This window comes from Pseudomonas sp. MS19 (assembly GCF_013277615.1).
Lineage (GTDB): Bacteria > Pseudomonadota > Gammaproteobacteria > Pseudomonadales > Pseudomonadaceae > Aquipseudomonas > Aquipseudomonas marincola.
In genome coordinates, this window is sequence record NZ_VBTO01000013.1 from 232,807 (window position 1) to 250,385 (window position 17,579).

Below are 17,579 nucleotides of genomic sequence, written 5' to 3' on the forward strand. Positions count from 1 at the left end.
GACATGCCTAGCCTGCGCGTTGAAGTCATTACGCTGTTCCCGGAAATGTTTGCTGCTATCAGCGAATATGGCATTACCAGCCGTGCGGTGAAACAACAGCTCTTGCAGCTCAATTGTTGGAATCCGCGGAGCTACACCACTGATCGTCATCACACTGTTGATGACCGACCTTTTGGTGGAGGTCCTGGCATGGTGATGAAGATCAAGCCGCTTGAGGATGCTTTGCTCGATGCCAAGCAAGCCGCAGGTGAAAAAGCGAAGGTGATTTACCTTTCGCCGCAGGGTCGCCAGCTGACTCAGTCAGCAGTACGCGAACTGGCAAACGAAGAGGCTTTGATCCTCATCGCAGGTCGCTACGAAGGCATCGATGAGCGCTTTATTGAGGCGCATGTTGATGAAGAATGGTCGATTGGGGATTACGTCCTGTCTGGCGGTGAGCTGCCGGCCATGGTTCTGATCGATGCGGTAACGCGCCTTTTGCCTGGTGCATTAGGTCATGCAGGTTCGGCCGAGGAAGACTCCTTTACGGATGGTCTACTCGACTGCCCGCACTACACCCGCCCGGAGGTGTATGCGGATAAGCGTGTTCCTGAGGTGCTGCTTAGCGGTAACCACGAGCACATCCGGCGCTGGCGTTTGCAGCAGTCCCTTGGTAGGACTCACGAACGACGCGTCGATCTTCTGGATAGCCGCTCGCTTTCTGGGGAAGAGAAAAAGCTGCTGGAGGAATACATCCGCCAGCGGGACGATAGTTAATGTATCGATGACAAGCCAGACCGCTTGTCTTAGGAGCGCAGCATGACCAACAAAATTATTCTTCAGCTCGAAGCTGAACAGATGACCAAAGAGATCCCTACCTTTGCACCGGGCGACACCGTAGTCGTTCAGGTTAAAGTTAAGGAAGGCGATCGTCAGCGTCTGCAGGCTTTCGAAGGCGTCGTAATCGCCAAGCGTAACCGTGGCGTGAACAGTGCTTTCACTGTTCGTAAAATCTCCAACGGTGTAGGCGTTGAGCGTACCTTCCAGACTTACAGCCCGCTGGTAGACAGCCTGGCTGTTAAGCGTCGCGGTGACGTGCGTAAAGCCAAGCTTTACTACCTCCGTGACCTGTCTGGTAAAGCAGCTCGCATCAAGGAAAAACTGTCGTAAGACATTTTTCTCTGAAAAAAGGCAGCCCTCGGGCTGCCTTTTTCGTTTCTGTAATCCTGATTTTTCAGCGTAACTGCCCGTCTTTTCTGCGCAGCAGGGCGGTGCTCAAGTATCTGCCACTGGCACGCATCAGCCGGATCAGTGGCTTTCCCCGATTCATAATAGGTTGCATTGCATGACCCCTCGCGAGCAAGAAATCCAACGCCGCACAGAGCTGTCCACCACCCGCGTCGCCAAGGCGGTATTTCCGCCCACCACCAACCACCACAACACCTTGTTTGGCGGTACGGCGCTGGCGTGGATGGATGAGGTTTCGTTTATTGCGGCCACGCGGTTTTGTCGCCTGCCGCTGGTGACCGTTTCATCCGATCGCATCGATTTCAAGCATGCGATTGCGGCAGGTTCGATTGTTGAGCTGGTCGGGCGGGTGATTCATGTCGGCAACACCAGCCTCAAGGTCGAGGTTGAAGTGTTTGTCGAGAGCATGAGTTGTGACAGTCGCGAGCGCGCGATACATGGCGTGTTCAGCTTCGTTGCCATTGATGACGAGAAGACGCCGATCCCGGTATTGCCGGGCTTTCCTGCTGACTGAGTGAACCCTGACGCAGGCCCGACAGAGCCTGCGTCAGTAATTCCTCACACTTGCTTTATTTGCCTGAAGCTACCGCGGCGGGGGCGGCCTCGGCTGGCTCTTCTTCAATCAACGCGATCAGGCTCCAGTCCGGGCCGGGCGCGAAGTCCAACGGCTGGGTGGCCACGTGGATCCAGCCTTTCGGGTCGCGGGCCAGAATAACCACGGCCTTGTCGCCATAAAGCTTCTGGTACTCACTCCAGCCGAATGCTTCGGTGAGCGTGGTCGTGCGGATTTCGGCGCCTTTGCTCAGGCGACTGGCGAACTGCGGGAAGCTCAGCGGCTCGCTGCCGAGGCACCGGCCACGCACACCATCGCTGCTGCGATGCTTATCGCTGCGACGGCTTTCATTGCCGCTTGGCAGAGTGAAGCGACGCTTGGCCGGGAAGTCATGGCGATAGTGCATACAGGCCAGCGCGTTGAGTTCGCTCGACGGCGACAGTGCCAGCATGTGACCGAGGCCGACCAGATCCAGGTGCGCTTCGGCGTGCTGTGATGTCGGGTTACCGAAGTAGGTGGGCAGATTATCCATGCGCGCTGCACGGGTGTTTTCCCAGCTGGAGTCGGTCAGCAACACGCGGGTGTCGAGCTTGGTCAGGGCCTTGCCGATGGCGCGGGCGACTGGGTTGGCGCCGACAATCAGGAAACCGCTCGGCGCCGGCTCTGCAACCTTGAGTAATTGTGCCAGCGGGCGTGCCGTGGCGCTTTGCAGAACCACGGTGCCGATAATCACCAGAAAGGTCAGCGGAACCAGAAGCACTGCTTGCTCGTAGCCATACTCCTGCAAGCGCAGGGCGAAGATTGCCGAAACCGCCGCTGCGACAATCCCGCGTGGCGCAATCCATGCCAGCAGGCTGCGCTCGCGCCAGTTAAGGCTGGAGCCGAGCGTGCAAACGAACACGCTCAATGGGCGTGCAACCAGCTGGATGATGGCCAACAGAACGAGGGTTACCGGGCCCAGGGCGATTAGCGCATTGAGGTCCAGACGCGCTGCCAGAATGATGAACAGGCCGGAGATCAGCAGAACGCTGAGGTTCTCCTTGAAGTGCAATATCTGTTTAACGTCGACGCCGCGCATGTTGGCCAGCCACATGCCCATCACCGTGACCGCCAGCAGACCGGATTCATGCACCAGGGTGTTGGAACCGATGAAAATCCCCAGCACCGCAGCCAATGACGCCAGGTTTTGCAGGTATTCAGGCAGCCAGTGGCGTTTCAGCACCTGACCGAACAGCCAGCCACCAACCGCACCGAGCAGCGCGCCCGTGCCGATGACCATGGCAAAGGTGATCATGCTGGCGCCAAACGGGCTGCCGCCATCCTGACTGACAATAAAGCTGAACACCACAACGGCGAGTAACGCGCCAATCGGGTCGATCACAATGCCTTCCCAGCGCAGAATGTTGGCAATCGAGGCTTTCGGACGTACCACGCGCAGCATCGGCACAATTACCGTCGGCCCCGTTACCAGTGTCAGGGTGCCGAACAGCAGCGCCAGTTCCCAGCTGAAATCGAGCAGGTAATGCGTGGCACAGGCAATCACCGCCCAGGTGATCATTGCGCCCCATGTCACCAGACGGTGAACCACAGTGCCGATCTCTTTCCATTCGGATAGATGCAGGGTCAGGCTGCCTTCGAACAGAATCAGTGCGACGGCCAGTGACACCATTGGGAACAGCAGTGGTCCAAACAGTGCTTCGGGGTCGAGCAGGCCGAGTAACGGGCCGGCCAGAAGCCCGCTGAGCAGCAGAAATAGAATCGCCGGCAAGCGCAGTCGCCAAGCCAGCCACTGACTTGCCAGCGCTGCTGCACCAATGCCGCCGATTGCGAACATAATCTTTGTTTCGTCCATCATGACTCCTTGTCGCTGGTGATGCTGCTTGCGCTGTGGAAGACTGTTGCAGCCACTTCGCAAATGCCGGTGGCTTCTTCAGGTCGCAACATTAAAGCAGTATTCAATGGCAACGCTAGAACATCCGCACATAGAACGATTCCTCGAAGCACTCTGGTTTGAAAAAGGCCTGAGTGAGCACACACGCGATGCCTATCGCAGTGATCTTGAGCATTTCCATGCGTGGCTGAATGCGCGTGATCTCGACCTGATCAGTGTGGGTCGAGAAGCGTTACTTGACCACTTGGCCTGGCGATTAAATGAAGGCTACAAGGCGCGCTCAACTGCCCGGTTTCTCTCCGGAGCGCGCGGCTTCTATCGCTATTTGGTGCGCGAAGGGGTGATTGAGCTCGACCCAACCCTGCAGGTCGATATGCCTCAGCTGGGCCGGCCGCTGCCTAAATCGCTGTCTGAGGCGGATGTTGAAGCCTTGCTCGCCGCTCCCGAACTGGATGACCCGATTGGCCTGCGTGATCGCGCCATGCTCGAAGTGCTTTACGCGTGCGGGCTGCGGGTGAGCGAGCTGATTGGCCTTACTCTGGAGCAAGTCAATCTGCGCCAGGGCGTGTTGCGTGTATTCGGCAAGGGCAGTAAAGAACGGTTAGTGCCGCTGGGTGAGGAGGCGATTGCCTGGATAGAGCGCTACAGCAAAGAGGCGCGGCCATTTTTGCTTGATGGCAAACCGAGCAACGTGTTGTTCCCCAGTTTGCGCGGCGAACAGATGACGCGCCAGACCTTCTGGCACCGCATCAAGCATCAGGCCAAGGTCGCCGGGATTGCCAAGTCACTGTCGCCGCACACCTTGCGTCACGCCTTCGCCACGCACCTGCTCAACCACGGCGCAGATTTGCGGGTGGTGCAGATGCTGCTCGGCCACAGTGATTTATCCACCACGCAAATTTATACCCATATCGCCCGAGCACGGTTGCAGGAGTTGCACGGCAAGCATCACCCGCGCGGCTAGGGGAGTTCCCTGCGATTGGCTGATAAAACTGCAGGACAATGCTGCAGTTTTGCCGATTAACGCACCACTCATGCATAGGATGGCGCCAGAAGTGCGTCTCACAGTCGGCCTTTTCGGCCCGTTATGGTAGTCTCAACGACCCTAAAGATTGCGCTGCTCGACAGGAGTACCCATGCGCGTAACCCGAATTATTGCTGCCGCTGCCACCGCTGTTCTGGCTCTCATGAGCACTGTCACTCATGCCGATGATGCCGAGCAGGCTATCCGCAAGTCACTGGAGGCAATCCAGCTTGGTGTGCCGGTCGAAAGCGTTGCTGCCAGCCCGTTAAAAGGTTTGTATGAGGTCCATTTGCAGGGCGGTCGCGTGCTGTATGCCAGCCCCGATGGCCAGTTTCTGATGCAGGGCAATCTGTTTCAGATGACGCCTGGCGCCCCGGTCAACCTGACCGAGAAAGCTGAGCGTACCGGCATCGCCAAAACCATTAATGGCATTCCAACTGCCGAAATGGTCGTTTACCCGGCCGTGGGCGAAGCCAAGACTCACATCACTGTATTTACCGATACCACGTGCCCGTATTGCCACAAGCTGCATGGTGAAGTGGCCGAGTTGAACAAGCGCGGCGTCGAAGTGCGTTATCTGGCGTTCCCGCGTCAAGGGCCAGGCTCTGCTGGCGACAAGCAATTGCAGGCCGTGTGGTGTTCTTCAGATCGCACCAAGGCGATGGACGCCATGGTTGAAGGCCAGAATATCTCTGCACCCAAGTGCAGCAACCCGGTCAGCAAGCAATACATGCTTGGCCAGTCGGTGGGTGTAAACGGCACGCCGGCAATCGTTCTGGAAGACGGCCAGTTGATCCCCGGCTATCAGCCAGCGGCACAAGTGGCTGAATTGGCCCTCAACGCCAAGTAATATGCAGCAGGGCGCTGATCAGCTTGGCGCCCATGTAGATTGACTAATAAGCAGCCGCTTCGTAATGTGCGGCTCTATTTTCTGCGGCCGGCTTATCAGTCGGCCGTTTTATGCAGTACTGATGGGAGTTCAGTGTGAAACCGGTCAAAGTAGGCATCTGTGGATTAGGTACTGTCGGTGGCGGTACATTTAACGTGCTCAAGCGTAACGCCGAAGAAATTGCGCGGCGCGCTGGGCGTGGTATTGAAGTGGCGCAGATTGCGCAGCGTTCAGCCAACCCACAATGCGATACAACCGGCACTGCGATTACCAACGATGTATTCGAGGTTGCCAACAACCCTGAAATCGAGATCGTCATCGAGTTGATTGGTGGCAGCACCATCGCCCGCGATCTGGTGCTCAAGGCCATCGAAAACGGCAAGCACGTGGTCACTGCCAACAAGGCGCTGATTGCCGTGTACGGTAACGAGATCTTCGCCAAAGCGCGCGAGAAGGGCGTAATCGTCGCATTCGAAGCCGCTGTTGCTGGCGGCATCCCGGTGATCAAAGCCATCCGCGAAGGCCTCGCTGCCAACCGTATCAACTGGCTGGCTGGCATCATCAACGGCACCGGCAACTTCATTCTCAGCGAAATGCGCGAGAAGGGCCGCACCTTCGAAGACGTGCTCGCAGAGGCGCAGGCGCTGGGTTATGCCGAAGCAGACCCGACCTTCGACGTTGAAGGCATCGACGCGGCGCACAAGCTGACCATTCTGGCGTCCATCGCCTTTGGTGTGCCGCTGCAGTTTGACAAGGCTTACACCGAGGGCATCACCAAGCTGACCTCGGCTGACGTCAACTACGCTGACGCACTCGGTTATCGCATCAAGCATCTGGGTGTGGCCCGCCGCACTGACGCGGGCATTGAGCTGCGCGTTCACCCGACACTGATCCCGGCTGACCGCCTGATCGCCAACGTCAACGGCGTAATGAACGCCGTGATGGTCAACGGTGACGCCGTCGGTTCAACCCTGTACTACGGCGCTGGCGCCGGTATGGAGCCAACCGCATCGTCTGTGGTGGCGGATTTGGTCGACGTGGTCCGTGCACTGACTACCGACCCAACCAACCATGTGCCGCATCTGGCCTTCCAGCCGGACGCGTTGTCAGATCACCCGATTCTGCCGATCAATGCCTGCGAGAGCGCTTACTACCTGCGCATTCAGGCTAAAGACCGTCCGGGCGTTTTGGCTCAGGTGGCCAGTATTCTGTCGGCTCGCGGAATCAATATCGAATCGATCATGCAAAAAGAAGTCGAAGAACATGACGGCCTGGTGCCAATGATTCTGGTGACTCATCGCGTAGTCGAGTCGCACATTGACGACGCCATCAGCGCGCTTGAAGCGCTGGATGATGTGGTCGGCAATGTCGTGCGCATCCGCGTCGAACAGTTGAATTAATCAGCTGGGCGGTTTTGCCGCCCACGCTCAAGCCAAAGGTTTGTAGAAATGCGTTATATCAGTACTCGCGGCCAGGCCCCGGCCCTGAATTTTGAAGATGTGCTGCTGGCAGGTCTTGCCAGCGACGGCGGCCTGTACGTGCCAGAAAACCTGCCACGTTTCACCCAGGAAGAAATCGCTTCCTGGGCTGGCCTGCCGTATCACGAACTGGCTTTCCGCGTGATGCGCCCGTTCGTCACCGGCAGCATTCCGGATGCCGACTTCAAGAAAATCCTTGAAGAAACCTACGGCGTATTTGCCCACAATGCGGTCGCGCCATTGCGTCAGCTGAACAGCAACGAGTGGGTGCTCGAACTGTTCCACGGCCCGACCCTGGCGTTTAAAGACTTCGCGCTGCAGCTGCTCGGTCGCCTGCTCGATTACGTGCTTGAGAAGCGCGGCGAGCGCGTGGTGATCATGGGCGCAACCTCCGGCGATACCGGTTCGGCTGCGATTGAAGGCTGCCGCCGTTGCGAAAACGTCGACATCTTCATCCTGCACCCGCATAACCGCGTCTCGGAAGTTCAGCGTCGCCAGATGACCACCATCATGGGCGAGAACATCCACAACATCGCGGTTGAAGGTAACTTCGACGATTGCCAGGAGATGATCAAGGACAGCTTTGCTGACCAGAGCTTCCTCAAGGGCACGCGACTGGTTGCCGTGAACTCGATCAACTGGGCGCGGATCATGGCCCAGATCGTTTACTACTTCCACGCTTCCCTGCAGCTTGGCGGCCCGGCGCGCTCGGTCGCGTTCTCGGTGCCAACCGGCAACTTCGGTGACATTTTCGCGGGTTACCTCGCACGCAACATGGGCTTGCCGATCAGCCAGTTGATCGTTGCGACCAACCGTAACGACATCCTGCACCGCTTCATGAGCGGCAATCAGTACGTCAAAGAGACGCTGCACCCGACCTTGTCGCCGTCGATGGACATCATGGTGTCGTCGAACTTCGAGCGTCTGCTGTTCGACCTGCACGGTCGCAACGGCGCGTCGATTGCCGAGTTGATGGCCAACTTCAAGCAGGGCGGTGGATTCAGCATCGAAGATGATCGCTGGACCGAAGCCCGCAAGCTGTTCGATTCGCTGGCTGTGGATGATCAGGCAACCTGCGAAACCATCACCGAAGTGTTCAACGAGTGCGGCGAATTGCTCGACCCGCACACCGCAATTGGCGTGCGCGCCGCCCGCGAATGCCGTCGCAGCCTGGCTGTGCCGATGGTGGTCCTCGGCACGGCGCATCCGGTCAAATTCCCGGATGCGGTTGAGAAGGCAGGTGTCGGCGAGTCGCCAACATTGCCGGCGCATCTGGCCGACCTGTTCGAGCGCGATGAGCGTTGCACCGTGCTGGCCAACGACCTGAAAGCCGTGCAAGGCTTCGTTGCCGCACATGGTAATCGCGGTAAGCCACTGTAAGAGCGCTACATGTAAAAAAGGCCAGTCCCGATGGGAGCTGGCCTTTTTTGTGCGTAGGGGTTGGAGCCTCGTGTCGCTGCCATTACGGTTCGCTTGATAGCACCGTCCGGAGGATGGAATCCGCTTGCGGCTTCCGTCATGGCATTCACCGGCTATGCCCGCTCAGGATGTTGATTATCCGGTAGTCATGACGGTTTACCCGCTGGGTTAACCATCCTCCGAATTGTTCGCGTATAGCGCCGCCGGTTGGGAGCCTTGCGGCTATTTCGTAATCTTATCTTTTAAAATCAGTCAAAAAACCGGTGGGGCGTCTTTCAGAACCTTGTTAGGGTGTTGCGATATCAGTCGATAACTGAAGGACATTGCCATGGCGTTGCGCAACCAGGTTCAGCTGATCTGCTACCCCGATCGTCTGGGAAATAATCTCGGCGACCTGTATCAAGTGATCGACAAACACCTGAGTGACGCGATTGGTGGCGTGCATATCTTGCCGCTGTATCCGTCGAATGCGGATAACGGCTTCTCGCCGCTGACCCACACCGAGGTTGATCCGAGCTTTGGCACCTGGGCCGATGTTGAGCGCATCAGTTCGCGCTTTGACTTGTGCCTCGACGTGACCATCAACCATATCTCCGATGAGTCGGTCGAGTTTCAGGACTTCCTGAAAAATGGCCAGGCCTCTGCCTACGCCGACCTTTTTGTGCAGGTCGATCGACTCGGTGAGATCAGCCATGATGATCTGTCGCTGATTCACATCCGCAAAGAGAAGGAGCCGTTTCGCGATGTCGAGTTTGCCAATGGCGAGCGCGGCCGGGTCTGGTGCACCTTCACCGAGCAGCAGATTGATCTCGATTACACCTCGGCGCACACCTATCAGTTGATGGAGGGATACATCGCCTTTTTGGTGGCGCGTGGGGTCAAGTTGTTCCGCCTCGATGCATTCGGCTACACCACCAAACGCATCGGCAGTAATTGCTTTCTGGTCGAACCAGAGGTCTATCGGATTCTTGAGTGGTTCCGCGACACCACGCAGAAATATGGCGCTGAAACCCTGCCCGAAGTGCACGATCACTTCAGTTATCAACATGCTATTTCGCGCCGTGGCATGCGCCCGTATGCGTTTGCATTGCCGCCGCTGGTGCTGCATTGCCTGTTGATGGCGGACAGCCGGTATCTGAAAAACTGGTTGCGCATGTGCCCGCGCAATCAAATCACCTTGCTCGATACCCATGACGGCATCTGTATTCCAGATGTCGAAGGCGTGTTGCCCGACGATCAGATCAAAGCCTTGATCGACGATGTTTCGCAGCGCAGTGCCGACCCGATCATGCGCCGCTCGGCGGTGAGTGTGCACAGTGTCGGCGCTATCTATCAGCTCACCTGCACCTTCTATGAGGCGCTGCTGTGTGACGATGATGCGTACATCATCGCCCGCGCCATCCAATTCTTCACGCCCGGCATTCCGCAGGTCTATTACGTCGGGCTGTTGGCCGGGCGTAACGATTACGAGCTGATGGAGCGAACCAGCGAGGCGCGGGATATCAATCGCGAGTTTTTCAGCCTCGATGAAGTCGACAGCGCCATGTGCAAACCCGTGGTGCAACGGTTGCTGGCGTTGATGCGCTTTCGCAGCGATTACCCGGCGTTTCAGGGACGTTTCGAACTCAACTCGTCACGCGACAGCTTCGTGGTCATGGGCTGGCGTCATGGCGAATACTATTGCCGCCTGAGCGTGGATTTGATCAACAAAACCGCGCGCATTGATTACCGTGATGTCGACGGCTGTTGTGAGCTGGAAATGCACTGCTGATTAGCCATGCAGAGGGCGCGCGTCCTTTGTAACAGGTTCTAAAGCGTGCCCAGCAGCTGTTTGCTGCACGCCTGCTGATTGACCTTGCCTACATACGGATTGCCCCAGCCCATCACGCAGCCCACCAGTTGGTTGCGCTGGCGCTCCCATGGCTCCACCGGGTACGCCTTGTTCCAAGCGTTGAACAGTTTGCGATTCTGGCTCGACAGCCGCAGCTTGTAGCGATCGCTCATGTACAGGTAAGTGCGCGCGACCATGCCGCGTACCTTCTGGCGTGGCATCGCTTTGCGGGCCTTGAAGTCGACCACTACCGGGCAGGCGCCGTACTGGCTGGGCTTTTGTGGCAGCCAGCCGTAGGTGAAGTTGCTGCGGTCGCCGTTGACCTCGCCAATTGCCGGGACCAGATTGTGTAGATCGGCTTCGGCAAGGCGATAGACATCGTCATTTTTCGAGCAGTTCTTGCGGCCGCCTTTTTGCCAGCACTGACGCTGGTGGCCAATTTCCCACGCCGCGACAATGTGTTCCCACTCGATTCGCTGGGCGCGCTTGGCATTCTTGCGCGGTTTGTAGCCGCAACTTTTCAGGTCGACGCGATTGCCCGTGAATTTACAGCCGCAGTAAAACTCCACCGATTGGCGCGCATAAAGCTTCCAGCCGATTTTCTTGGCTTCACTGAAAGTGCGTGGCGGATTGGCGTAAGCAAAGGAGAAAAAGGTGATGCAAAACAACGCGATGGCAGCGCGAACAAGCATGTGGCTGGGTCCAAAAGCGTTGCATCATACCAACCCTGACCCAGATGCCAATGCTGGCAATTAGGCTTCGCTGCCAGTAAGGGCATCGGCTGGGCCAGGGTGTGATCGCTGGCGCAGTTACAGCACGCCGTTGGCTTTCAGTTCGGCAATCGCGCTGGCGTCGTAACCCAGCGCGCCCAGTACCGCCTCATTATGTTCGCCCAACTCTGGCCCCACCCATTCGGCACTGCCCGGCGTGTCGGATAGCTTGGGTACGATGCCAGGCATCTTGAAGTCTTTGCCGTCAGGCAATTTGGCGCTGAGGAACATCTCGCGGGCAAGAAACTGCGGGTCGGCAAACATGTCCTGCGCCGAATAGATTCGGCTCGCCGGTACATCGGCTGCATTCAGGGCGGCCATCACCTCATCGAGGGAGTGCGCCGCGACCCAGCGATCAATGACTCCGTAGATTTCATCACGGCGTGCATCGCGACCATCGTTATTGGCGAGAGTCGTATCCTCGGCCAGATCCTGCCGACCAATCGCCTGCATGAAGCGTTTGAAGATGGCATCACCGTTGGCGCCGATCTGCACGTGCTTGCCATCGCTGCTGGTGTGGATGGAGGAGGGCGTGATGCCCGGCATGATGTTGCCGCTGCGCTCGCGGATGAAACCGAACACATCGAACTCCGGCACCATGCTTTCCATCATCGCGAAGATCGCCTCATACAACGCCACATCGACCACCTGGCCCTCGCCGCCATTGACTTCGCGGTGACGTAGGGCCATCAGTGCGCCGATTACGCCCCACAGTGCGGCAATCGAATCGCCAATCGAGATGCCGGTGCGCACCGGCGGGCGATCTTCAAAACCGGTGATATAGCGCAGCCCGCCCATGGATTCACCGACCGCGCCAAAGCCCGGCTGATCTTTCATCGGCCCGGTCTGGCCGAAGCCAGAAAGCCGCACCATTACCAGTTTCGGGTTGAGCGCATGGAGTACATCCCAGCCCAGCCCGAGTTTTTCGAGCACGCCGGGGCGGAAGTTCTCAATCAGAATGTCAGCTTCGCTCAGCAGCTTTTTCAGCACCTCGCGGCCTTGCTCGTGTTTGAGGTTGAGGGTGATCGACTGCTTGTTGCGCGCCTGCACAAACCACCACAGCGAAGTGCCTTCATAAAGCTTGCGCCATTTACGCAGTGGATCGCCGCCATCCGGCGATTCGACCTTGATCACCTGCGCGCCAAACTCGGCGCAAATACGTGAGGCAAACGGACCCGCGATCAGCGTGCCCAGTTCGATAACTTTCAGCCCCGCAAGGGGTTTGGTTGGCAGGTTCATGGTTTCCACCCATCAGACGATGGACGTGACTCTAACGTGCGCAAGCTGCATCGGGTAGACTTGCGGCCTATTTGATCAATCAAGAAGCCTGCACATGGCCCTGCCATCCACACCCTACAAAATTGACATGAACATCACGGACATGGACCGCAGCGTTTACGAAAGCCTGCGTTTCACTGTTGCCAAGCATCCCTCCGAGACCGAGGAGCGCCTTGCCGCCCGCCTGATCGCCTATGCCTTGTTCTATCACGAGCAACTGAGCTTTGGCCGTGGCTTGTCGGATGTTGATGAGCCGGCGTTGTGGGAAAAGAGCCTGGATGACCGTGTGCTGCACTGGATTGAAGTCGGCCAGCCAGACAGCGAACGCATGACCTGGTGCTCGCGTCGTACCGAGCGTTTCAGCCTGATCGCCTACGGTAATTTGCGCGTTTGGCAAACCAAATGCCTCGACCCGGTTCGCAGCTTGAAAAACATCAATGTGGTGGCCCTCGATCAGGAGGCGCTGGCCAACCTGGCGTTGGATATGCCGCGCGCCTTGAGCTGGAGTGTGATGATCAGCGACGGCGAAATGTTCATCACCGACGAGCGCGGCCAGCATGAAATCCCGCTGGAATGGCTGATCGGCGAACGCGGCTAACGGGTTTGTTGTGAACAATAAAAAGGCTTGGCGAGGAAATCCCGCCAAGCCTTTTTAGTTTGTGCGCTGTGTATTCAAGACATCCAGAATTTCACGAACGAATCGAACGACAGCACCACACCTGCGCAGGTCGCGATGACCGCGAGGATGCCAAAAGCCAGCATCCAATTCGGGTGCTTGTAGTCTGTGCCGACAATGCTCGGCTTCTTCGCCGCAATCAGAATGCAGCCCAGTGCCAAAGGCAGAACCAGTGCGTTGAGTGTGCCGGCGACGACCAGTACCTTGACTGGTTGGCCGACCAGGCTATAGATCAGCGTCGAGCAGGCGATAAAGCCAATCACCATGCGCTGGCTGTGACGCTTGATGCCTGCATGCCATGAGTACATGAAGCTGACCGTGGTGTAGGCGGCGCCAATTACCGAAGTGACGGAGGCTGCGAGCAGGACCACGCCAAATACCTTGTAGCCGATGGTGCCCATTGAGTGCGAGAACACCGAGGCTGCCGGGTTGCCCGGGTCGAGTATCAGACCCTGGCTGACGACACCGAGGGCCGCGAGGAACAAACAAACCCGTACTGCGCCGGTGGTGGCAATGCCGATCACGGCGGCACGGGTCACAGCGCCGACATTCTCAACGCCGGTGATGCCCGCATCGACCAGACGGTGGCCGCCAGAGAACGAGATATAACCACCCACGGTGCCCCCAACCAGTGTGACGATGGGCAGCAGCAGAAGCAGCGGATCATCCGGGTTAATGCTCTGTGACAAGGCCTCCATGATCGGTGGATTGGACTGCAGCATGGCGTAGCCGATCATGCACAGCATCACCAATCCCAGAACCTGCATGACTTTATCCATCACGCTGCTGGCGTTGCGCAGCATGAAAATGCCAATGATGCCGACCGCTGCAATCAGCGAGCCGATGACCGGCGGCACGCCGAACAACACATTCATCGCCAGCCCTGCGCCGCCAATGTTGCCGATGTTGAAGGCAATACCGCCGAGCACAATAAAGCCGGAGACCAAATGCCCGACGCCGGGCAAGACCTTGTTGGCGACATCCTGGCCGCGCAAGTTGGAGACGCTGAGCACTCGCCAGATATTCAGCTGAGCACCGATGTCGATCAGCAGCGAAACCAGAATCGCGAAGGCGAAGCTGGCCATGTATTTGGCGGTAAACAACGAGGTTTGGGTGAGGAACGCCGGGCCAATCGAGGATGTGGCCATGATGAATATCGCCCCGCGCATGACGCTGCGCTGTTGCTCGGGAGCGGTGCTGAGAGTGCTTGCCGTGGATTGCATGAATACCTTCTTTTTTTTGGAGTATGGCAGGGCGTTTTTTAGCGTATGAATTTCGAATTGTTTTGTTTGTTCAGGGCCGGTGGCTCAGAACACGCCGAGCTGTTCGTTGCGCAGATCGCAGATCAGCATGTGGCCTGGCGCGTGAGTAATCGCCAGTTCCGGCTTACTGTGCATCGCCACCGCTTGTGGGGTCACACCGCACGCCCAGAACACCGGTACTTCGCCTTCGCGGATATGCGAAGCACAACCAAAGTCCGGCTTGTTGATGTCGGTGATGCCCAGTGCTGCGGGGTCGCCAATGTGCACGGGCGCGCCATGCACGCCGGGGAAACGCGAGGTGACTTGTGTGGCGCGTACCACCTTGTCGGCGGGCATTGGCCGCATACTCACGACCATCGGCCCGCTGAACTGCCCGGCTGGGCGGCACTGGCGATTGCTGATGTACATGGGCACGTTGTGGTTATCTTCGATGTGGCGCACGGGCACGTCATTGGCCAGCAACGCGCTTTCGAAACTGAAACTGCAGCCGATCAGAAACGCCACCATGTCGTCCTGCCAGTGAGCGCTGATATCGCTCACTTCCTCGCATAACTCGCCGTGGCGATAGACGCGGTAGAGCGGCAGATCGCTGCGAATATCTGCGCCAGGCGCCGCGTATTTGCTGATGGCCGAGCCCACATCGGTGACGTCGAGCAGCGGGCACGCTTGTGGATTACGCTGGCAGAACAATAGAAAGTCATAAGCTTGCGCCTGTTTGACGATCAGCAGGTTGGCCTGAGCAAATCCTGCGGCCAGCCCGGCTGTTGGACCGTTGAATTGGCCCGCGCGAATCAGCTGGCGCAGTTGTTCGGGGCTTTGCGTGTTGAGTGGCTGCATGTGGCTAAATACTCTGCGTGTGTGCGGTCAGGTCCATTGCGCCAACAACAGGCGGTGCTGGCGCTGCGCCTCTGCCAATGCCATGGGCCGAAATTGCAACTCGGTGCCCGGCAGGCATTGCGCGAGATGCGCCACGGCCGCTGGAGTCAGTGCGCCGAGGCGCGGGTAGCCGCCAATGGTTTGCCGGTCGTTGAGCAGCACAATCGGCTGGCCATCGCTCGGCACCTGAATGGCGCCCAGTGGCACACCTTCCGAGACCATTTGCTGACGCTCGCAGCGCAGCGCTGGCCCGAGCAAACGCACGCCCATGCGATCCGCGCGTTGGTCAACTGTCCAGGTGCTGTTGAAGGCATCGAACAGGCTCTGGCCGCTGAACTCGGCAATCTGCGCGCCAAGAATTACCGGCAGGTTGCTGTTCTCCGGGCGTTGCGGAATCTGGCTGGCGGCGAGTTCGCGCGGGCTTGGAGCCTGTGTGGCGTTCCAGCTCAGGCGGTCGGCATTGCTAAGTGGTTGGCCGTCACCGTGCAGGCCGCCAAGCTGATCACGGCGCACGCTGGAACAACTGCCGAGTACCAGCGGTGCACTGAACCCACCGGGTGCGGCCAGATAGGCGCGCACACCTTGCAGCGGATTATTGAAGCGCAGACGCTGGCCGCGCCGTACGTTGAAACTGCGCCACGGCTTGATGTTTTGCTCATCGAGTTGCGCGCCAAGATCCGCACCGCAAAGGGCCAGACACGCATCGCGCTCAACCAGCAGTTCGAGGCTGCCGAGGGTAATCTCGATCACGGCGGCGTTGAGCGAATTACCCAGCAGCCAGTTGGCCCAGTTCTGTGCAATCCAGTCGGCGCCGCCGCCTTGTGTCACGCCCAGATGGCGAACACCGACGCGGCCGCTGTCGTGCAGATTGGCGAGGGCGCCACTGCGTTCAATCAACAGGCTCATGGCTTCACCTCAAATGGTGTGTCGTCGCCACCCAAACGTACGAACTCGGCCCGGTCTACCGCGACAAAACGCACGCGGTCGCCTGGCTGCAACAGGCTGTAGCCATCCAGTTCACGGTCAAACAGACGCGTGGTACTGCGCCCGATCAGGTTCCAGCCGCCCGGCGATTGCAGCGGATAGATCGCCGTTTGGCGATCCGCAATACCCAGGCTTCCGGCGGGCACTTGCTGGCGGGGTGTGCTCAGGCGCGGGCTGGCAATGATCTCGTCAACCAGCCCCATAAAGGCAAAGCCGGGCGCGAAACCCAACGCGAACACCTGATACACATGCTGGCTGTGGCAGTCGATAACGCCGGCGACGCCGAGGCCGCTGCGGCTGCCGATGGCTGCCAGTTCAGGGCCGACGCTGGTGTCGTACCACACCGGAATTTGCTGTTCGCGCCCTGCAGTTGCCGCCTGCGGGGACAAGTCGGTGAGGGCTTGTTTGATCAGTTCGCGGGCTTGCTGGTCATCCAGTTGCGTCAGATCGTATTGCACGAGCAGGGTGGTGTAGGAGGGCACCAGTTCCAACAGCTTGTCGGCGAATACGTCGCGCAGGCGCTCGGCGGCCGCCAGCAGCCAAGGCATGTTGGACTCTTCGATCTGATCAAACAGGCGCAGCATCAAGGTGTCGATAGCCACCACTTCTATGGCTAACTTCATGCCTTTGCAGTTCCCTGCAGTGCGCTCAGGGCGGCGCGAATCTGTTGCACGGCGGCGACGGAACCGGCGTTGTCGCCATGCACGCACAAGGTGTCGGCGCGCAGGGTCAGGCTGCTGCCATCGCTGGCGGTCAGCGCCGTGCCGGTGGCCAGATCGATGGCCTGCTTGATAATGGTCGCGGCGTCGTGATGCACTGAGCCTGGCTGGGCGCGCGATACCAGCATGCCGGCGGCGTCATAAGCGCGGTCGGCAAATACTTCAAACCACAGGCTGATACCGATTTCATCGGCCAGCGCCTGGCTGGCACTGTTGTCACGTGTCGACATCAGCATCAGCGGCAGTTCGGGGTTATAGCGGGCGACGGCCTGCATGACCGCGCGCAGTGATTGCGGGTTGCGCATCATGTCGTTGTACATCGCACCATGCGGTTTGACGTAACCGACTTGCGTGCCTTCGGCGCGGCACATGCCTTCAAGCGCGCCGATTTGGTAGAGCAGCATGTTTTCGATTTCGGCGGGTGAGCAGGCCATTGAGCGGCGGCCGAAACCGACCAGATCGGGGTAGGCCGGGTGAGCGCCAATGAGCACGTCGTGTTCAACCGCCAGCGCAACCGTGCGGCGCATGATGCTGGGGTCGGAGGCGTGAAAGCCGCAAGCAATGTTGGCGCAGTCGATGAAGGGCATCACCTCAGCATCCAGGCCCATTTGCCATGCACCAAAGCTCTCACCAATGTCGCAATTGAGTCGCACGCTCATCATCTAAATCCTGTGTTTATTATTGATGTCCATCAGGTGGACA

Annotated in this window: 17 protein-coding genes; 9 read left to right on the forward strand and 8 right to left on the reverse strand. The window is 58.5% G+C overall.

Annotation, left to right across the window (positions count from 1 at the left end; genetic code table 11):
• Positions 1-3: 3 nt before the first annotated feature.
• The 3 genes from trmD (at position 4) to FEZ62_RS14395 (ending at position 1,741) form a co-directional block, all read left to right on the forward strand.
• Positions 4-756 carry a tRNA (guanosine(37)-N1)-methyltransferase TrmD gene (gene trmD / locus FEZ62_RS14385; protein ID WP_069899565.1) on the forward strand — a complete coding sequence of 251 codons (753 nt, stop codon included), beginning with the start codon at positions 4-6 and terminating at the stop codon, positions 754-756.
• Between the two features lie 42 nt (positions 757-798).
• Positions 799-1,149, forward strand: coding sequence for a 50S ribosomal protein L19 (gene rplS / locus FEZ62_RS14390; RefSeq protein ID WP_069899564.1), 351 nt, complete (start codon positions 799-801; stop codon positions 1,147-1,149).
• Positions 1,150-1,324: 175 nt separating this feature from the next.
• The gene (locus FEZ62_RS14395) at positions 1,325-1,741 is read left to right on the forward strand and encodes an acyl-CoA thioesterase (protein ID WP_172928410.1); all 417 of its coding nucleotides are present in this window, start codon (positions 1,325-1,327) and stop codon (positions 1,739-1,741) included.
• A 55-nt stretch (positions 1,742-1,796) separates the two neighbouring features.
• Here the strand turns inward: FEZ62_RS14395 and FEZ62_RS14400 are convergent, their stop codons facing one another.
• Positions 1,797-3,632, reverse strand: coding sequence for a sodium:proton antiporter (locus tag FEZ62_RS14400; protein WP_069899562.1), 1,836 nt, complete (start codon positions 3,630-3,632; stop codon positions 1,797-1,799).
• A gap of 106 nt (positions 3,633-3,738) precedes the next feature.
• Between FEZ62_RS14400 and xerD the strand changes: the two genes are divergently transcribed.
• From xerD to gtfA, 5 genes are all read left to right on the forward strand, one after another.
• Positions 3,739-4,635 (forward strand): site-specific tyrosine recombinase XerD, encoded by an 897-nt coding sequence (xerD, locus tag FEZ62_RS14405; protein ID WP_172928412.1) that lies wholly within the window; start codon positions 3,739-3,741, stop codon positions 4,633-4,635.
• A gap of 172 nt (positions 4,636-4,807) precedes the next feature.
• Complete coding sequence (gene dsbC / locus FEZ62_RS14410) at positions 4,808-5,545, forward strand: bifunctional protein-disulfide isomerase/oxidoreductase DsbC (RefSeq protein ID WP_069899560.1); 738 nt, start codon at positions 4,808-4,810, stop codon at positions 5,543-5,545.
• A gap of 134 nt (positions 5,546-5,679) precedes the next feature.
• Positions 5,680-6,984 carry a homoserine dehydrogenase gene (locus FEZ62_RS14415; RefSeq protein ID WP_069899559.1) on the forward strand — a complete coding sequence of 435 codons (1,305 nt, stop codon included), beginning with the start codon at positions 5,680-5,682 and terminating at the stop codon, positions 6,982-6,984.
• Between the two features lie 48 nt (positions 6,985-7,032).
• On the forward strand, positions 7,033-8,442 hold the full coding sequence (thrC, locus tag FEZ62_RS14420; protein ID WP_069899558.1) for a threonine synthase: 1,410 nt from the start codon (positions 7,033-7,035) through the stop codon (positions 8,440-8,442).
• A gap of 367 nt (positions 8,443-8,809) precedes the next feature.
• A complete protein-coding gene (gtfA, locus tag FEZ62_RS14425; protein ID WP_150547446.1) occupies positions 8,810-10,252 on the forward strand; it encodes a sucrose phosphorylase in 1,443 nt (480 codons plus the stop codon).
• A 38-nt stretch (positions 10,253-10,290) separates the two neighbouring features.
• Here the strand turns inward: gtfA and FEZ62_RS14430 are convergent, their stop codons facing one another.
• Together FEZ62_RS14430 and FEZ62_RS14435 are read right to left on the reverse strand one after the other, a co-directional pair.
• The gene (locus FEZ62_RS14430) at positions 10,291-11,004 is read right to left on the reverse strand and encodes an endonuclease I family protein (RefSeq protein ID WP_069899555.1); all 714 of its coding nucleotides are present in this window, start codon (positions 11,002-11,004) and stop codon (positions 10,291-10,293) included.
• Between the two features lie 117 nt (positions 11,005-11,121).
• Positions 11,122-12,321 carry a CaiB/BaiF CoA-transferase family protein gene (locus tag FEZ62_RS14435; protein WP_172928414.1) on the reverse strand — a complete coding sequence of 400 codons (1,200 nt, stop codon included), beginning with the start codon at positions 12,319-12,321 and terminating at the stop codon, positions 11,122-11,124.
• Positions 12,322-12,415: 94 nt separating this feature from the next.
• Here FEZ62_RS14435 and FEZ62_RS14440 point away from each other — a divergent pair, with 94 nt between their 5' ends.
• The gene (locus tag FEZ62_RS14440) at positions 12,416-12,958 is read left to right on the forward strand and encodes a YaeQ family protein (RefSeq protein ID WP_069899553.1); all 543 of its coding nucleotides are present in this window, start codon (positions 12,416-12,418) and stop codon (positions 12,956-12,958) included.
• A gap of 74 nt (positions 12,959-13,032) precedes the next feature.
• Here the strand turns inward: FEZ62_RS14440 and FEZ62_RS14445 are convergent, their stop codons facing one another.
• From FEZ62_RS14445 to FEZ62_RS14465, 5 genes are all read right to left on the reverse strand, one after another.
• A complete protein-coding gene (locus tag FEZ62_RS14445; protein WP_172928416.1) occupies positions 13,033-14,259 on the reverse strand; it encodes an NRAMP family divalent metal transporter in 1,227 nt (408 codons plus the stop codon).
• Between the two features lie 84 nt (positions 14,260-14,343).
• Positions 14,344-15,135 (reverse strand): putative hydro-lyase, encoded by a 792-nt coding sequence (locus FEZ62_RS14450; RefSeq protein ID WP_172928418.1) that lies wholly within the window; start codon positions 15,133-15,135, stop codon positions 14,344-14,346.
• Between the two features lie 27 nt (positions 15,136-15,162).
• The gene (locus tag FEZ62_RS14455) at positions 15,163-16,080 is read right to left on the reverse strand and encodes a biotin-dependent carboxyltransferase family protein (RefSeq protein ID WP_172928420.1); all 918 of its coding nucleotides are present in this window, start codon (positions 16,078-16,080) and stop codon (positions 15,163-15,165) included.
• Positions 16,077-16,781, reverse strand: coding sequence for a 5-oxoprolinase subunit PxpB (pxpB, locus tag FEZ62_RS14460; protein WP_172928429.1), 705 nt, complete (start codon positions 16,779-16,781; stop codon positions 16,077-16,079). Before pxpB ends, FEZ62_RS14455 begins: the two co-directional genes overlap by 4 nt.
• Positions 16,778-17,539 (reverse strand): 5-oxoprolinase subunit PxpA, encoded by a 762-nt coding sequence (locus tag FEZ62_RS14465; protein WP_172928431.1) that lies wholly within the window; start codon positions 17,537-17,539, stop codon positions 16,778-16,780. The genes pxpB and FEZ62_RS14465 overlap by 4 nt, the downstream gene beginning before the upstream one ends.
• Positions 17,540-17,579 lie beyond the last annotated feature (40 nt).

What these genes read in the sequence shown, in the direction of transcription:
- trmD (WP_069899565.1), top strand. Translation starts at nt 4, where the DNA reads ATGCCTAGCCTGCGCGTTGAAGTCATTACGCTGTTCCCGGAAATGTTT.
- rplS (WP_069899564.1), top strand. Translation starts at nt 799, where the DNA reads ATGACCAACAAAATTATTCTTCAGCTCGAAGCTGAACAGATGACCAAA.
- FEZ62_RS14395 (WP_172928410.1), top strand. Translation starts at nt 1,325, where the DNA reads ATGACCCCTCGCGAGCAAGAAATCCAACGCCGCACAGAGCTGTCCACC.
- FEZ62_RS14400 (WP_069899562.1), bottom strand. Translation starts at nt 3,632, where the DNA reads ATGGACGAAACAAAGATTATGTTCGCAATCGGCGGCATTGGTGCAGCA.
- xerD (WP_172928412.1), top strand. Translation starts at nt 3,739, where the DNA reads ATGGCAACGCTAGAACATCCGCACATAGAACGATTCCTCGAAGCACTC.
- dsbC (WP_069899560.1), top strand. Translation starts at nt 4,808, where the DNA reads ATGCGCGTAACCCGAATTATTGCTGCCGCTGCCACCGCTGTTCTGGCT.
- thrC (WP_069899558.1), top strand. Translation starts at nt 7,033, where the DNA reads ATGCGTTATATCAGTACTCGCGGCCAGGCCCCGGCCCTGAATTTTGAA.
- gtfA (WP_150547446.1), top strand. Translation starts at nt 8,810, where the DNA reads ATGGCGTTGCGCAACCAGGTTCAGCTGATCTGCTACCCCGATCGTCTG.
- FEZ62_RS14430 (WP_069899555.1), bottom strand. Translation starts at nt 11,004, where the DNA reads ATGCTTGTTCGCGCTGCCATCGCGTTGTTTTGCATCACCTTTTTCTCC.
- FEZ62_RS14435 (WP_172928414.1), bottom strand. Translation starts at nt 12,321, where the DNA reads ATGAACCTGCCAACCAAACCCCTTGCGGGGCTGAAAGTTATCGAACTG.
- FEZ62_RS14440 (WP_069899553.1), top strand. Translation starts at nt 12,416, where the DNA reads ATGGCCCTGCCATCCACACCCTACAAAATTGACATGAACATCACGGAC.
- FEZ62_RS14445 (WP_172928416.1), bottom strand. Translation starts at nt 14,259, where the DNA reads ATGCAATCCACGGCAAGCACTCTCAGCACCGCTCCCGAGCAACAGCGC.
- FEZ62_RS14450 (WP_172928418.1), bottom strand. Translation starts at nt 15,135, where the DNA reads ATGCAGCCACTCAACACGCAAAGCCCCGAACAACTGCGCCAGCTGATT.
- FEZ62_RS14455 (WP_172928420.1), bottom strand. Translation starts at nt 16,080, where the DNA reads ATGAGCCTGTTGATTGAACGCAGTGGCGCCCTCGCCAATCTGCACGAC.
- pxpB (WP_172928429.1), bottom strand. Translation starts at nt 16,781, where the DNA reads ATGAAGTTAGCCATAGAAGTGGTGGCTATCGACACCTTGATGCTGCGC.
- FEZ62_RS14465 (WP_172928431.1), bottom strand. Translation starts at nt 17,539, where the DNA reads ATGATGAGCGTGCGACTCAATTGCGACATTGGTGAGAGCTTTGGTGCA.